The sequence below is a fragment of the Streptomyces sp. T12 genome (genome assembly GCF_028736035.1).
Lineage (GTDB): Bacteria > Actinomycetota > Actinomycetes > Streptomycetales > Streptomycetaceae > Streptomyces.
Map to the genome: position 1 here is coordinate 4,243,811 of NZ_CP117866.1, position 13,380 is coordinate 4,257,190.

Here is a 13,380-nt window from a genome sequence, read left to right on the forward strand (position 1 = left end):
GCATGCGAAAGGGCCGGCCCCGGTGTCACACAACCGAGAGCCGACCCTTCGCTACCTACCTACCTACCGACAGCCGAGGGGGAAGCCTCACAGCAACCCGTCCCACATCTGCTCCAGCAGCACCGACCACCAGCTCTCCGGCGATCCGAGCGCCGCCGGGTCGAGGGCGGCGAGCTGGGCCTGGAAGTCGACGGTCCAGCGGCCCGCCTGCTCCTGGTTCAGGCCGAAGCGAAGACGCCACATCCGGCCGAGCAGCGCCAGGCAGCGCTGGAACTCCGGCAGCCCGGTGTTCACGAACTGCGGCGCTACGGGCGCGCCGCCCGGGCCCGCCTCCACGGGGACGGCGACGATGTGCGCCGTCCCGTACTGCACGCAGAGCGCCTTGCCGAAGTCGCTGCCCATGACGAGGTACGAGCCCGCGTCCGACGCCGGCTGCACCCCGCGCTCGGCCGCCAGCTCCGCCAGCGTGGGGACGGGCCGCCCCGGCTGGGCCTGCGCCCAGAAGAACGGGCCCAAGTCCATCGGCAGCCCGCCGACCACCAGGCTGTGCGCCACGACCGGCGGCACGCCCTGCCGGGACACGGCGGCCTGCTCGAACCGGAAGAGCCCCGGCCCGAACGCCCCCGCCAGCTCCTGCGCCACGCCCTCCGGCGGAATCGGCGGTGCCGCCTGCACCTGCGGAAGCGGCGCGCGCACCGGCGCCGGGCGGGCGGGCCCGTCGGCCACCTGGTGCAACTCGCCCTGGTGCGCCAGCAGTTGCTGCATGCCCTGCTGCCGGCTCGCGTGATCCGTGCCGTACGGCGCGATGGACGTGATCCGTGCCTGCGGCCACTGCTCCCGGATCATCCGTGCGCAGTACGCACCCGGCAGCTCACACGACTCCAGCTCCGTGTGCAGCTCCAGCACCTGGTCCGGGGGCACGTTCATGCCCCGCAGCTCGTGGAAGATCTGCCACTCCGGGTGCGGCGTACCCGGCGCCGAACGCCGGATCAGCTGCTGCTCCGACCCGTCCTGCGCGCGGTAGCGCAGGACGGCCTGGTAGCCGGGGCCGACGGTCGGCTGGCCGGTGGGCTGCTGGGGGTAGCCGTACGCCGGGGGCTGCCCCGGACCGGACTGACCCGGACCCGGCTGACCCGGACCCGGCTGCCCGGGAGGCGGCGGAAACGCACCCGGCGGCACAGGCGGCTGCGGGGCACCGGGCGGCATACCCGGAGCGCCCGGAGCCATGCCAGGGGCGCCCGGAGCCATACCGGGAGCGCCAGGAGGCTGGGGCACGCCCGGCGGCATACCCGGAGCGCCAGGAGCGCCAGGAGCGCCCGGAGGCTGGGGCGTGCCAGGGACCTGCGGTGGCTGCGGGACGCCGGGCGCCTGCGGCGGCGGAGGCACACCGGGGCCGCCCACCGGGGGCCCGGCCAGCACGGTCTCCGCGTGGTGTACGGCACCGCGCGCACCGCCGGAAGAACCCTGGGCGCCCTGCCCACCTGGCATGCCCGGGGCGCCGGGAGGGTGCGGGGCACCCGGAGGCTGCGGCGCACCGGGAGTTCCAGGTGCACCCGGGGCACCCGGGGCACCGGGAGGCTGCGGCGCACCAGGCATGCCCGGGGCGCCCGGAGGCTGCGGAGGGCCACCCATCCGGCCCGGGTCGGCCAGCACCGTGGCGGCATGGTGCACACCGCCCGGAGGCGTACCGCCGGGCGAGTTGGGGGCGCCGGGCGGCTGCGGCACGCCAGGCGCGTTAGCGGCACCCGGCCCCTGCGGAGCCCCCGGCCCGGCAGCACCCTCAGGTCCACCGGGCCCCAACGCCGACACGAGCTGCGTCGGAACGTACCCACCCGCCGGCACACCCGGCGCACCCGGCGGCGGAGGCGGCGTCGCCCCACCCCGCGCACGAGGAGGCGCCGCCTTGCTCGTCGCGGCATCGGCGATGTCCCCGGCGTTCGGCGCCGGCGGCTGCCCCGGCCCGCCCGGCGCCTGCGGCGCACCGGCACCCTGCGGATAGCCGTACGAAGGCGCACCCGGCACCGGCGGAGGCGTCGGCCCCGGAGGGGGCGTACCCGGCACACCCGCACCCTGCGGATAGCCGTAAGACGACGCACCGGGCCCCGGCGGCGGCGTGCTGCCCTGCGGCGCACCACCCTGGCCACCCGGCGCGCTCGGATCGTCGACCGCCGGTTCGACCGCCGTCGACGGAAGTTGGCTGCCGCCCGACATCAGCGCTGTCTTGGCGTCCGGCGGCGTGGTGTCGTCACCGCTCAACGGCGGCGCGAACACCGTCTCCGGCAACGGCACGGAACGGTCCTCACCGACATCGGCGTTGGTGTCCGTGCCGGCCCAAGGAGTCGCCCCGTCAGGCACACCGGGCATCCCCGATCCGCCGGTCCCGGACGCACCGGACGCACCCGCATCCACAGCCACACCGGCACCAGCACCGACCCCCGCACCGGCACCGGCACGGGTGTCGAAGTCCGACCCCGGCCCCCCGCCCCGCCGATCCGGAACCCCTATCCGGTCCGCCGCCTCCTGCAACCACTCCGGCGGAGTCAGCAGGAACGACGTCTGATTCAGGTCCACCCGAGCCGGAGCAGCCGGCGCCGGTTCCGCAACCGCGTCCGCGCGGCCGTACTCCTCCTCGTACCGGCGAATCACCTCACCCACCGGCAGCGAAGGCCACAGCGTGGCCTCACCACTGTCCCGGGCGATCACCAGCCGCTGCGCACCCCCGTCCGAGCTCGGCCCGTCCGCACGGTCCTCGGCCCACACCACGAACCCGAGCTCGAACTCCCGCACCCGCACCTCACGATGCTGGTACGACGGCACATCCCCGTTGATCCACTCTTCCGCGCGCTCCTGCGCCTGCGCGAACGTCACCATCGCGAAGCTCACTCCCCCACAGCCGCGGCAGCCACGGGCACCGCATGCGCGAACCCACCATCCACCATCAGATTCGCGACCGTCTCCAACTCCGGCGGCGAACCCGCCAGTCGGGACAGAAACACGTCGAAGTCCTCACCGCACGGCATCAGCAACCGCTCCACGCGCTCGGCCGGCGACCACGAGGGATCCACGTCCCGCGCGTCGTCGTACGCGCAGAACCACACCGAACCGAGCCGCTCGCCCTTCACCTTCACGGTCAGCAAACCGCCCTGCACGAACCCGACACCCAGGTAGTCCTTGGTCAGATGGTCCCGCAGGCACTTGTTGACGTAGACCAGGTCGTTGACCGCCGCCTCGTCCCGCACGGTGAACAGCGGTTGGTCGACCAGCAGGCCCAACTCCGCGTCCAGAGCCGTCCCCACCGGCGCACAGCCACCCGCCGCCTTCAGGAACGACCGACACGCACCCGGCAGCCGGTACCCGAGATCCTCCTCGGCCCCCAGCACCTGCGACTCCGTCACCGCCACACCCGACTTCGGCAGCCCGAAGTGCGCCGGCCGCGTCTCCTGCAACGGCCGCGTCCCCCGCTTGTTCTGGTCCACCGTCGACGTGGCGATCCCACCGTGATGCCGCAGCAGCGCCTTCACCTCGACCGGAACCAACTCCAGCCGCCGCGAACCCACCACGTGATGCCACGTCCAGCCGTGCGGCGTCGCCACCGCCGGGATCGTGTCCCACAGGTCGTGCCCCGACGCCGCCAGCGCCGCGTTCGCCGACACGTAGTCCGTCAGCCGCAACTCGTCGACGCCGAAACCCTCCGGCGGCTCCGCGATCTCCGCCGCCGCCCGCGCATACGGCGAGAAGTCGGGGTAACCATGCTCGTCCACCCGTACTCCTCTCGGGTGACGTGACGCCCGAACCGGATCCGGGAAATGCACGACCTGCCCGGCGTAGGCCGCGTTCGGCGGCGCGGCTTGCTGCCCGAGCCGACCTGTCGTCATGGCGGTTGCCCCCTGCGGCGTTCTGATACGGCCCGCCATGACCACACTCGGTCACAACGCCCCGTATCGGCTGTCTCGTCTGCGTCCCCACGTCACCGCATGGAAAGCGGTGCCGACAGCCTATGCGGTACGACGACACCGGTCACCGGCACCGGGCACCACCCCCTCCGCTTCCGTGACCAGCCGTCACCCCGCCGTGACAGCCCGCCCAAACCCGGGCGTGTCGCGCGGCCCCAGCTTCCGCACCCGCCACGCCTTTTGGCACTCTGTGACGTCCGAGAGCATGCCCGGGGGATGCTCGGGAGGGGATGATGATCATGAACGCGACGCAGACAGGCCCACACGCAGCGAGTTCCGGCGACCCCCGCATCGGCTGGAGCACCGCCGAAACACCCCACGCGCCGACGCTCCGTCACCGCCGCGACGGCATACTCCCGACCGTCGCCGCCGCCCTCTCCGTCCGCGGCGCCACCCTCACCGGCACCGCCGCCCGCGGCGACCAACCCCCGCCACTGCACCACCTCGTCCAGGACTTCCTCGACACCCTCACCAGCTCAGAACGCGACCGCTTCACCGGCCGCTGCGCCGAGACCATCCTCATCTCCCGGCACCTCGCCGCCGCCGACGACGCCCGCAGCAAACGCGCCGCCCGCAAACCCATGACCAACGGCGAAGCCCGCAAAGCCCTCAAGCAGGCCAAGCTCACCGCCCGCCGCATCCGCGAGGACGGCGACCCCCTGCACGGCAGCTTCGCCGCACCCTGCCGGGCCTGCACGGCCCTCAGCGCCCACTTCGGCGTCCGCATCGTCGACCCGACAACCACCGGCAACTGACCCCGCACGCACGCACCACACGCACCACTCGCACGACGAACGAAGGGCCGATGCAAGCCGACCGCACCTCAACCACCCGCTTCCCCGTCCCCGTCGACGCCACCCTGCGCGCCGCCGGCTGGCAACCCGGACGCTGGGACATCAAACAGGCCGAGTTCTGGGCCGACACCCTCCGCGACCACGCCTCACCCGCCGGTCACCGCCACGCCGTCTTCCCCGCCGCCGTAGAGGCCTGGGCCGAATTCGGCGGCCTCCACCTCACCCCCACCGGCCCCGGCCGCCAGGTCGCCCCCGCCCACATCCACTTCGACCCGCTGCACGGCCTCCACATGGCCCGCACCCTCGGCGACCTCGGCCGCGCCCTCGACACCGAGGTCTGCCCCCTCGGCACCGAGACCGACACCCAGGCCCTCCTCGCCATCGACACCGAGGGCCGCATCTACGCCCTCGACCACACCGGCGACTGGTACCTCGGCCCCGACATCGACCAAGCCCTCGCCGGCCTCGTCTCCGGCATAGAACCGGCACGCCTGACAGCGGGCTGACCCACCCCCGCCGCCGCGACTACGCCGCCGGAATCACCGCCGACACCCGAAAACCCCCCGCATCCGTCGGCCCGGACACGAACACCCCACCCAGCCCCACCACCCGCTCCTTCATCCCCACCAGGCCGTTGCCCCCCGACGGCAACCGCGCCGACGCCGCCGACGCCACCTCCGGCGGCGGCTCGTTCTCCACCTGCATCGCGATCTCCGACACCCGATGCGCGAGCCGCACGTGCGTCTTCGCCCCCGCCGCATGCTTGTGGACGTTCGTCAACGCCTCCTGCACCACCCGATACGCCGTCTGCTCGACCTCCGGCGCATACGACCGCCACTCCCCCTCCACGGACAGATCCACCACCATCCCCGCAGCGGCCGACTGCCCGATCAACTCATCCAACTCGGACAGACAAGGCCCCTCGGCAGCCCCCTCGTCCCCCAGACCCCGCTCCCGATCGGCCGCGGCGGCGGCAGCAGCCCCCACAGCGGCAAGCGACACCACAACCCGCCGCTCCCGCTCCGCACCGCCACCCCCACTGCGCAGCACACCGAGCATCTCCCGCAACTCGGTCAACGCCTGCCGCCCCATGTCCCCCACCAGCGCGGCGTTCTTCACCGCCTTCTCGGGATCCTTCCTGGCCACAGCCTGCAGCGCGGCCGCATGCACCACCATCAGGCTCACCCGATGCGCGACCACGTCATGCATCTCCCGCGCAATCCGGGTCCGCTCCTCGTTCCGCGCCCACTCGGCCCGCTCCTCGGCCCGCTCGGCGAGCAGCTGAAGCTCCCGCTCAAGACTGTCGGCCCGCTCCCGCAGACTCTCCATCAGCCGCCGCCGAGCCCCCACATACAGCCCGAGCAGGAGAGGAGGCGCGGTCATGCCGACGGCCGTGGTGAGAGAGGCCAGGGGAACGACCCAGTCCCCGAACGTCAGATCCCCACTCGCCACACCCTGCCGCACCCACACGAACGTCACGATCAGCATCCCGACGAACGACATCCCCGCCAGTGAGGCGATGATCCGCCGCGGCAACTCGGAAGCGGCGAGGGTGTACAGCCCGACGATGCCCATCAGGAACCCCATCTGGGCGGGCATGACGGCGATCGACACCAGCACGACGGCTATCGGCCACCGCCGCCGCAACACCAGCGCCGCCCCGGCCAGAACCCCGAACACGACCCCCGCGGCCTCCGGAATCCCGGCATCCCCCGCGAACCGATCCCCCTCAAACCCACACTCCAGCGCGGACACGACAGCCAGACTCACGTCCAGCACCGCACTGCGCACCCTGTCCCACCACCACGGCCCCGCCCCCGGTGGCGGGGCCTCGGCGTGGTCTTCCCCCGTCGTGGTCATGGCTCCAGCCTACGGGCGGGCCTCGATGGTTTTCCGGCGAGTTTTACGGACTGGCCTACACCACAGTCCGTAACCGAACGGAAGCGAAACAGCCCGATATCCCTCGAACTGCTGAATCGCTCACCGTTCGACTCCGGAAGCGATCATTCCGCCCGGACGGTACGCCTATGGCACATGCACAGGGCAAATACGCCGACTTCGAGCGGCTACGGGAACAGGCGGTGGCGCTGCGGCGGCGGGGCTACAGCCTTCGACAGATCCGGGACGAGCTGAAGATCTTCAACAACGACATCCTCAACCAGCTGGTGAAGGGAGAACCGCCGCCGGAGTGGACGAAGCGACCGAACGCGAAGGACGACCTGAAGGCGAAGGCGCGGGGGCTACGGCTCCAGGGGTGGACGTACGACCAGATCGAGGCGGAGCTGGGGTGCTCCAGGAGTTCGGTGTCGCTGTGGGTGCGGGATCTTCCGAGGCCCGAGCCCCGCTACACACCCGAGGAGCAACTGGCTCTCATGCAGAAGGGCCTGGCAAAGCGCCGCGCCGCGGAGGACAAGGAGCGCAAGAGGACCAAGCTCGCGGCCTGCAGGGACATCGGTGAGCTGACGGACCGCGAATTGTTCATGACCGGGATCGCGCTGTACTGGGCCGAAGGTTCCAAGAGCAAGCCGTACGATCGGCGCGAGCGGGCCATCTTCGTCAACAGCGACCCTGGCGTGATCAAGGTCTATCTCGCGTGGCTCGACCTGCTCGACGTGGACCGGGAGCGTCTGCGCTTTCGTGTGCTCATCCACGAATCCGCTGACGTCGAGGCGGCCCAGCGCTACTGGGCGGACATCGCCGATGTGGACGTCTCGATCTTCGCCAAGCCGACGCTCAAGAAGCACAACCCGAAGACCGTTCGCAAGAACACCGGCGACGACTACCACGGCTGCCTGGTCGTCACCGTTGCGAGAAGCGCCGAGCTCTACAACCGCATCGAGGGCTGGTGGGAGGGAATCGTGGCCCAGTGCCAGGCGGGTCTCCGGTAAGGTCTGAGTCGCTGTCCCCCGTGGTGTAAATGGCAGCACACTGGTTTTTGGTACCAGCAGGACAAGGTTCGAATCCTTGCGGGGGAGCCTCAGCACACAAGACCTCGGTTCGGGCCCTGACTGCCAAGTCAGGGCCCGCTCCCATGTCCCCCACGAAACGCCCCGGTATCCTGCGGATGTCACCCCACCCCCTCCACAGCCGAAGGGCATCCCGTGAGCGCCATTCGCCCGGCAGCCGTCGTCGTTCTCGCAGCGGGTGAGGGCACCCGTATGAAGTCGGCCACACCGAAGGTCCTGCACGAGCTCTGCGGACGCAGCCTCGTGGGTCATGTGCTCGCCGCCGCGCGCGAGTTGCAGCCCGAGAACCTGGTCGTGGTCGTGGGGCACGCACGCGAGAAGGTCACCGCGCATCTCGGCGAGATCGACCCCGGCGTACGCACCGCCGTGCAGGCCGAGCAGAACGGCACCGGGCACGCCGTACGGATGGCCCTCGATGAGCTCGGTGGCACCGTGGACGGGACCGTTGTCGTCGTCTGCGGGGACACTCCCCTCCTCACCGGCGAGACCCTGACCCACCTCGCCGCCACGCACTCCACCGACGGCAACGCCGTCACCGTGCTGACCGCCGAGGTGCCGGACGCGACCGGGTACGGGCGGATCGTGCGTGACGGTGCCTCCGGTGCGGTGACGGCCATCGTCGAGCACAAGGACGCGAGCGAGTCGCAGCGGGCGATCCGGGAGATCAACTCGGGTGTCTTCGCGTTCGACGGGCAGTTGCTCGCCGATGCCCTCGGGAAGGTCCGTACGGACAACAGTCAGGGTGAGGAGTACCTGACCGACGTTCTCGGGATCCTGCGCGAGGCCGGTCACCGCGTCGGTGCCTCCGTTGCCGGTGATCACCGTGAGATCGCCGGGATCAACAACCGGGTGCAGCTCTCCGAGGCCCGTCGGATTCTGAACGACCGGCTGCTGCACCGGGCCATGCTCGACGGTGTCACCGTCGTCGACCCCGCGACCACCTGGGTCGACGTCACTGTCACCTTCGAGCAGGACGCTGTCGTCCATCCGGGCACTCAGTTGCAGGGCCGCACCCACCTGGGCGAGGGCGCGGAGGTCGGGCCCAACTGCCGGCTCAAGGACACGAAGGTCGGCGCGGGGGCGCGGGTCGACAACACCGTGGCCGACAGTTCGGTCATCGGGGCGCAGGCGTCCGTGGGGCCGTTCGCCTATCTCCGTCCTGGTACCCGACTCGGCGCCAAGGGCAAGATCGGTACGTATGTGGAGACCAAGAACTCCTCCATCGGGGAGGGGACCAAGGTCCCGCATCTGTCCTACGTCGGTGACGCGACCATCGGTGAGTACTCCAACATCGGTGCCGCGAGTGTCTTCGTGAACTATGACGGACAGGACAAACATCACACGACGATCGGCTCGCACTGTCGTACCGGTTCGGACAACATGTTTGTGGCTCCTGTCACGGTCGGGGACGGCGCGTACACCGCTGCGGGCTCTGTGATCACGAAGGATGTGCCGCCCGGTTCGCTGGCCGTGGCCCGCGGTCAGCAGCGGAATATCGAGGGTTGGGTGGCTCGTAAGCGTCCGGGCAGTGCGGCCGCGAGGGCGGCCGAGGCGGCCTCCCGTCAGGGGGAGGACGAGGGCTGACCGGAAACAGGTGCGTCAAACACGGCGTACCGTGATAAGTACACACCCGCACCCACCAGCTGAGACGGCTCGTCGCGCCCAGCGGCGTGGTCTCTCGACACCCAGCTGTGACACCTCTGAGGAGACAGTGCTGTGACCGGGATCAAGACGACCGGCGAGAAGAAGTTGATGTTCTTCTCCGGCCGCGCCCACCCCGAGCTTGCCGAGGAGGTCGCCCAGCAGTTGGGGGTCGGGGTTGTCCCGACGAAGGCCTTCGACTTCGCCAACGGTGAGATCTACGTCCGTTATCAGGAGTCGGCGCGTGGTGCGGACTGCTTTGTGATCCAGAGCCACACGGCTCCGATCAACCAGTGGATCATGGAGCAGCTGATCATGATCGACGCGCTGAAGCGTGCGTCGGCTCGCTCCATCACCGTGATCGTGCCGTTCTACGGTTACGCGCGGCAGGACAAGAAGCACCGTGGGCGTGAACCGATTTCGGCGCGTCTGATCGCGGATCTGATGAAGACCGCGGGTGCGGATCGCCTCCTGACCGTGGATCTGCACACGGACCAGATCCAGGGCTTCTTCGATGGTCCGGTCGACCATCTCTTCGCTCTTCCGCTGCTTGCGGACTATGTGGGTGCCAAGGTCGACAAGGCGAAGCTGACCGTCGTCTCCCCGGATGCCGGGCGGGTGCGGGTCGCCGATCGCTGGTGTGACCGTCTGGGGGCTCCGCTCGCCATCGTGCACAAGCGGCGGGACAAGGACGTGGCGAACCAGGTGACCGTCCACGAGGTCGTGGGTGAGGTCAAGGGTCGTGTGTGTGTCCTGGTCGACGACATGATCGACACCGGTGGGACCATCTGTGCGGCCGCCGATGCGCTGTTCGCGCACGGTGCCGAGGACGTGATTGTGACGGCCACCCACGGTGTGCTGTCCGGCCCGGCGGCGGACCGGCTGAAGAACTCCCGGGTGAGCGAGTTCGTGTTCACGAACACGTTGCCGACGCCGGGTGAGCTGAGCCGGGACCTGGACAAGCTGACGGTGCTGTCGATCGCGCCGACGATCGCGAGTGCGGTGCGTGAGGTGTTCGAGGACGGGTCGGTGACGAGCCTGTTCGACGAGCAGTGAGCCGGTAGCGGACCTGCTTGACCGCCCGCGCCCGGAGGGCGCTCAAGGTCAATTTCTGTGCGGCCTCCCTGGCCGAGTAGACTGCTTCAGTTGCTCGGCGAGGGAGGCCGTACCGCTTCTTGGGAAGTCGTACGGCGGTCCGTTATCGACGCGCTCTTCGTAGCAGGCCGTTCGTGGCCGGGTGACCACGTCTGTCTCCAGTTCTACGAGGAGTGATCATGTCCGAGGTAAAGATCTCCGCCGAGACCCGTACCGAGTTCGGTAAGGGTGCGGCCCGTCGTATCCGTCGTGACTCGAAGGTTCCCGGTGTTCTGTACGGCCACGGTGCGGACCCGCTGCACCTGACCCTTCCGGGTCACGACCTGCTGCTGGCGCTGCGTACGCCGAACGTCCTGATCTCCCTGGACATCGACGGCAAGACCAACGAGCTGGCGATCCCGAAGGCCGTGCAGCGTGACGCGATCAAGGGCTTCCTTGAGCACGTGGACCTGCTGCTGGTGAAGCGTGGCGAGAAGGTCACGGTCGAGATCCCGGTGCACACCGAGGGCGAGCTGGCCGCCGGTGGCAACCTGCTGGAGCACGTGCTGAACACGCTGCCGGTCGAGACCGAGGCCACGCACATCCCGGAGTCGGTGACCGTGTCCGTGGAGGGTCTGGAGGCCGGTGCCTCGATCCTGGCCAAGGACATCACGCTGCCGAAGGGCACCACGCTGGCGGTCGACGAGGACGCGGTCGTCCTGCAGGTCCTGTCCGCGCAGGCCGAGGAGGCCCCGGAGGGCGAGGCCGGCGAGGGCGAGGAAGTCGCCGAGGCCTGATCTTCGGCTCTGGCAGAGGCGTGATCCTCGGCTCTGTCATCGGTTTGTCAGCCGCTGTTCCCGATGGGGGCAGCGGCTGGCGCATATCACTCAGGCTTGCCCAGCAATGTTCGCGCCGGTCATCCCGGCGGACCGGCGTTTCTGCTGGGGGTCCGGGGGTTATCCCCCGGAAAAGCACAGCAAGGAGAGATGGACGTGACGACCGACCCGAGCGCCCCTTGGCTGATCGCCGGCCTCGGCAATCCGGGGCCCGAGTACGCGATGAACCGGCACAACGTCGGGTTCATGGTGGCGGATCTGCTGGCCGGGCGGATCGGGGGGAAGTTCAAGCGGGCGGGTAAGGCTCAGGCGCAGGTCGTGGAGGGGCGGATCGGGCCGCCCGGGCCGTTGAACCGGCGGGTGATCCTGGTGAAGCCGATGTCGTACATGAATCTCTCCGGTGGTCCTCTCAACGCTCTGCGGGATTTCTACAAGGTGCCGGTGGGCAACATCGTGGCTGTCCATGACGAGTTGGACATCGACTACGGCGCGCTGCGGTTGAAGCTGGGTGGCGGTGACAACGGGCACAACGGGCTGAAGTCGATGACGAAGGTGATGGGTTCGGACTATCACCGGGTGCGGTTCGGGATCGGGCGGCCGCCGGGGCGTATGCCGGTGGCGGACTTCGTGTTGAAGGATTTCGCGTCGGCGGAGCGCAAGGAGCTGGACTACTTCGTGGACCGGGCGGCGGATGCGGTGGAGTGTCTGGTGATCGAGGGGCTGGAGCGGGCGCAAAGCACGTACAACTCCTGACTTGTCCGCCCGCCCCAACGGGCTGAGGTTGACCGGGCGTAGGGGCATGGCCAAGGATCGCGGCCATGCCTTCTGCCGTTGTTTCCAGTCAGGGCGCTGTGGCCGTGTTGCGGTTCGGGCGCTTCGCGGCGATGGGCGCGGTCGCGGTGCTGATTCTGATCGCGGGCGTGTGGGCGTCGTGGGGCACGGCGCACCATGTGATGCTCACGAAGGGGCGGGAGAGCGGCACGATCGAGGTGACGCGGTGTGGTGCTCACACGTGCAGTGGGCCGTACACGCCGATCTCGGCGGGGTCTCAGCCGCGGGAGTCGGTCGTCATCGAGAAGAACGTGGCGGTGCGCAAGGGGCAGACGTACACAGTCGTGGTGAAGCCGGGGAGTGACGACGTCGTACGGTCCGGGCCCGCGGGTGTTCTCTACGCCTGGGTTCCGTTGGGCGGTGCGCTGTTGCTGGCTTCGGTCGTCGTCGCAGGTGGGCTGCGGCGGACGCGGGTGGCGTGGGTGTTGGCGGGGTCGGGGATCGCGTTGCTGACGGCGACTTTCGTGACGATCTGACGATTCCGCCGTTCTCCATGTCTGTGGAGGATGTGAGTGTTGTCTGTTCGTGATTGACCTGGGGTCAGTCCGGGCTGGATGCTGAGCCGCCCCCTCCACATCTTCCCGTTCCTTTCACGAAGATGGATGACTGCCTCATGCGTACCCTCACCCGCGTCGGCGCTCTGTCCGCCGTCGCCGCGGCCGCTGTTTTCTCCGCACCGGCCGCCGCCCACGCCACTGCTCCGGGTGACAACGGCACCGTCAAGATCCATGACGCCACCACTGGCGAGGAGCTGCGCAAGAACGAGCCGCACGTGTGCGAGTTCTACCTGGACGCGTTCGGTTTCGACAGCGTGCAGAAGGTCGACTGGCACATCGAGGCGTGGGCGCCGACCGCCGACGTCAAGGGCGAGACGGTGAAGTCCGGTGCGATCACCCTGGACGGCGAGGGTCATGGCCGTACGGAGGACATGACGCTGGCCGACGGGCACTACAAGCTGTTCTGGAACTTCGAGGGCGAGAACGGCGCCGCCAAGCACAAGGTGTTCTGGACGGACTGCGAGGACGAGGAGCCGGGCGGCGGTGTCACGGCCACGCCGTCCACTCCGTCGTCCAGCGCGCCGTCCGGCTCCGAGTCCGAGACGCCGGGCGACCCGACGACCGAGCCGGCCGCCGCCGCGTCGTCGTCCCCGTCGGCGCAGGGCGACGCCGAGGGCGACCTCGCCGAGACGGGCAACGGTGCTCCGGTGGGTCTGCTGTCGGCTGCTGCGGCGGCGCTGCTGGGCGCGGGCGGGTACCTGGTGTTCCGGCGTCGTAAGGCCTGACGC

At 69.8% G+C, this 13,380-nt stretch carries 12 protein-coding genes and 1 tRNA gene; 10 read left to right on the top strand and 3 right to left on the bottom strand.

All coding sequences use genetic code 11. The features are described 5' to 3' along the window. Positions 1–87 precede the first annotated feature (87 nt). Together PBV52_RS18820 and PBV52_RS18825 are read right to left on the bottom strand one after the other, a co-directional pair. Positions 88–2,871, bottom strand: coding sequence for an SUKH-4 family immunity protein (locus PBV52_RS18820; protein ID WP_274239621.1), 2,784 nt, complete (start codon positions 2,869–2,871; stop codon positions 88–90). A gap of 8 nt (positions 2,872–2,879) precedes the next feature. Next, positions 2,880–3,875, bottom strand: a complete 996-nt coding sequence (locus PBV52_RS18825) for an SMI1/KNR4 family protein (protein ID WP_274239622.1) — start codon at positions 3,873–3,875, stop codon at positions 2,880–2,882. 308 nt (positions 3,876–4,183) lie between these two features. Here PBV52_RS18825 and PBV52_RS18830 point away from each other — a divergent pair, with 308 nt between their 5' ends. Both PBV52_RS18830 and PBV52_RS18835 read left to right on the top strand, forming a co-directional pair. Further along, positions 4,184–4,708, top strand: coding sequence for a YwqJ-related putative deaminase (locus PBV52_RS18830; RefSeq protein WP_274239623.1), 525 nt, complete (start codon positions 4,184–4,186; stop codon positions 4,706–4,708). 50 nt (positions 4,709–4,758) lie between these two features. Then, positions 4,759–5,253 (top strand): SUKH-3 domain-containing protein, encoded by a 495-nt coding sequence (locus PBV52_RS18835; RefSeq protein WP_274239624.1) that lies wholly within the window; start codon positions 4,759–4,761, stop codon positions 5,251–5,253. Positions 5,254–5,272: 19 nt separating this feature from the next. Here the strand turns inward: PBV52_RS18835 and PBV52_RS18840 are convergent, their stop codons facing one another. Beyond that, positions 5,273–6,607, bottom strand: coding sequence for a sensor histidine kinase (locus PBV52_RS18840; RefSeq protein WP_274239625.1), 1,335 nt, complete (start codon positions 6,605–6,607; stop codon positions 5,273–5,275). A 167-nt stretch (positions 6,608–6,774) separates the two neighbouring features. On the opposite strand from PBV52_RS18840, the gene PBV52_RS18845 reads away from it, so the two are divergent. The 8 genes from PBV52_RS18845 to PBV52_RS18880 all read left to right on the top strand — a co-directional run bounded on the left by PBV52_RS18845 (position 6,775) and on the right by PBV52_RS18880 (position 13,377). Further along, positions 6,775–7,635, top strand: coding sequence for a hypothetical protein (locus PBV52_RS18845; RefSeq protein ID WP_274239626.1), 861 nt, complete (start codon positions 6,775–6,777; stop codon positions 7,633–7,635). A gap of 14 nt (positions 7,636–7,649) precedes the next feature. After that, positions 7,650–7,722, top strand: a tRNA-Gln gene (locus PBV52_RS18850). Positions 7,723–7,848: 126 nt separating this feature from the next. Further along, positions 7,849–9,297 carry a bifunctional UDP-N-acetylglucosamine diphosphorylase/glucosamine-1-phosphate N-acetyltransferase GlmU gene (gene glmU, locus PBV52_RS18855; RefSeq protein ID WP_274239627.1) on the top strand — a complete coding sequence of 483 codons (1,449 nt, stop codon included), beginning with the start codon at positions 7,849–7,851 and terminating at the stop codon, positions 9,295–9,297. A 132-nt stretch (positions 9,298–9,429) separates the two neighbouring features. Continuing rightward, positions 9,430–10,410, top strand: a complete 981-nt coding sequence (locus tag PBV52_RS18860; RefSeq protein ID WP_274239628.1) for a ribose-phosphate diphosphokinase — start codon at positions 9,430–9,432, stop codon at positions 10,408–10,410. A 218-nt stretch (positions 10,411–10,628) separates the two neighbouring features. Further along, a complete protein-coding gene (locus PBV52_RS18865; protein ID WP_274239629.1) occupies positions 10,629–11,225 on the top strand; it encodes a 50S ribosomal protein L25/general stress protein Ctc in 597 nt (198 codons plus the stop codon). 189 nt (positions 11,226–11,414) lie between these two features. Next, a complete protein-coding gene (gene pth / locus PBV52_RS18870; RefSeq protein WP_274239630.1) occupies positions 11,415–12,017 on the top strand; it encodes an aminoacyl-tRNA hydrolase in 603 nt (200 codons plus the stop codon). A 65-nt stretch (positions 12,018–12,082) separates the two neighbouring features. After that, positions 12,083–12,571 carry a hypothetical protein gene (locus tag PBV52_RS18875; RefSeq protein ID WP_274239631.1) on the top strand — a complete coding sequence of 163 codons (489 nt, stop codon included), beginning with the start codon at positions 12,083–12,085 and terminating at the stop codon, positions 12,569–12,571. Between the two features lie 137 nt (positions 12,572–12,708). After that, complete coding sequence (locus tag PBV52_RS18880; RefSeq protein WP_274239632.1) at positions 12,709–13,377, top strand: LPXTG cell wall anchor domain-containing protein; 669 nt, start codon at positions 12,709–12,711, stop codon at positions 13,375–13,377. Positions 13,378–13,380 lie beyond the last annotated feature (3 nt).